This window comes from Marinobacter sp. ES-1 (genome assembly GCF_000475255.1).
Lineage (GTDB): Bacteria > Pseudomonadota > Gammaproteobacteria > Pseudomonadales > Oleiphilaceae > Marinobacter > Marinobacter vinifirmus.
On the sequence record NZ_AXBV01000018.1, the window covers coordinates 1 to 2,020 of the forward strand.

The 2,020-nt window shown below is 50.9% G+C and carries 2 protein-coding genes and 1 pseudogene; 2 read left to right on the forward strand and 1 reads right to left on the reverse strand.

Annotated elements, in window-relative coordinates; all coding sequences use genetic code 11:
* Window positions 1-799, reverse strand: a 799-nt coding sequence (locus Q668_RS01040; protein WP_022987727.1) for a GntR family transcriptional regulator, incomplete at its 3' end; no start/stop codon positions are given.
* A 285-nt stretch (window positions 800-1,084) separates the two neighbouring features.
* Between Q668_RS01040 and Q668_RS17340 the strand changes: the two genes are divergently transcribed.
* Together Q668_RS17340 and Q668_RS17345 are read left to right on the forward strand one after the other, a co-directional pair.
* A complete protein-coding gene (locus Q668_RS17340; RefSeq protein ID WP_227498250.1) occupies window positions 1,085-1,501 on the forward strand; it encodes a hypothetical protein in 417 nt (138 codons plus the stop codon).
* Window positions 1,480-2,020: pseudogene (locus Q668_RS17345) on the forward strand (hypothetical protein); the annotation flags it as partial. The gene Q668_RS17340 and the pseudogene Q668_RS17345, both read left to right, overlap by 22 nt.

Below are 2,020 nucleotides of genomic sequence, written 5' to 3' on the forward strand. Positions count from 1 at the left end.
CTCCCCCTCCTACTCGATCCTGTTCGTCAGCGTTGTGCCGTTCCCGGCTCAAGGCCCGCTGTTTGCGCCGTTCGTTTTCCGAGTGTTCCGAGATGCTCTGCTGGACAAACTCGATGTGGTGGCCGGCAATGGCCCGGGCATCCTCGGCCCTTCCTTCCATGATTGCCTGAAACAGCCGGGAATGCTGGTCGACCAGGCCCTGCCGGGTTTTGGAAGCTCTGGCGTACATGCCGCCGATGTTGGTCAGGATGTTGTTCTTTAGCATGTTGAACAGGTTTCGCATGGTGTGCATCAGCACCACATTATGGCTGGCCTCGGCGATGGCCATATGGAAGCGGGCGTCGGCTGCGCCCTCAGCTTCAAGATTACTGCCGGAACCGTCTCTGTAGCAGACATCCAGCCCGGTCCAGGCTTGAGTGAGGTACTGGCGGTCAACTTCGGTGGCTCTTTGCGCTGCGTAAAAAGCGCAGTCTGCTTCGAGCGTGCGGCGAAATTCCAGCAGGTCTCGATGGGCTTCCGGGTGCGTCTCCAGCAACTTGATCAGTGGGTCACTGAAACTGGCACCCAGCGTTTCGGTGACAAAGTTGCCCCCTCCCTGGCGGCTGTGGAGCAGGCCTTTGGCGGCCAGTTTCTGGATTGCTTCTCTCAACGATGGCCGGGACACACCGAATTGCTCTGCCAGCACCCGCTCTGGAGGTAACCGCTGGCCCGGTTGCAATGTGCCTTCCAGAATCATGGTTTCCAGTTGCTCAACGATGGTGTCGGCGAGGCGCCTGGGCGCCACCTGATTGATGGCCATGTACGGCTCCGGTTGATAAATAAATTGGTCTTACCAATAAATCTTAGCCTTCTTTGTGCTTGTTTTCCCAGTAAAACCCTGAGGCAATTAGACGAATGTCGAAGGCCTTGCTTTTGGCAGCCCAAAGGGTGTTCAAATAACGTACTTTTAACCATCGAGGACCTCCTAGTCGCATACCGAAAAGCTAAGGCCGACTGTTTCTTCGAAAACACCTTCCCCACTGCCATTAAATTCGCGGAATACGAACAAGACCTGCTGGTCAACCTAAATGACCTGTTACGTCGATTGAAGAGCAACTCAGGCTTTGAGGGCGATGAAGATCTGCTTGGAGATTTTCGATTACTACCAAAAAAGCTATCTACCTATAGAAAGTCAGAAAGTAATGAAAATGGTCATGTGCATTTCTCCAAACCTGAACGGTCGGTCGAAAGTCTGTTCAAGAACTACGATATAACGCCTGAATTTAGAATTGTGGGTGACTTTCCGGTTGATACCCACATTATTTCAGCCTTGTGGATCAATATGATTGGCCACCAGTTTGACGCCAAGCTCGACAACAGCTGCTATGGCGCTCGGCTAAAGCGCATCCGGAACGATGAACTATTCGCAGAGGACGATGAAAAGCCATTTCATATCAGTTCCATTGGCTCATTTGTTCCCTATTTTCAGCCATATCAAAAGTGGTGCGAAGCGATGGTTTAAAGGCCATTCGTGATGAGTTGGAAAAAGATCGTGACGTTATTGCGGTTTCTCTCGACTTGAAGAGCTATTACCACTTTATTGACCCGATGGCGAGTTCCGGTACAGCGTTTCTTGAAGCACTTGATCTGGAACTGACAGATCAAGACAGGGCCTTTACCGAACAGCTCGCAAGCTTTCTAAGCGCCTGGGCTGAAGGTGCTGAAAAATTCGGCCAATCCGTTGGAGGCAAGAAAGCCAAGATAAGCGGAGGGTTGGTGATAGGCCTGACGTGTAGCCGTGTTATTTCCAATGCTTTACTTCACAGGTGGGACAAGCTTGTTCTGGAAAAATTGGCGCCGATTCACTATGGCCGCTATGTAGATGATATGTTTCTGGTATTGCGTGATACGGGCACGATCACCAATAGCCAAGATCTGTTGAACATGGTTCAGTCTAGAATGGGCGAAAGCTACATTTCACAGAACGCCAAGAACGATAAGGTTTGGGAGATTAAACAGGGGAGTTATTGTCAAATCTGGT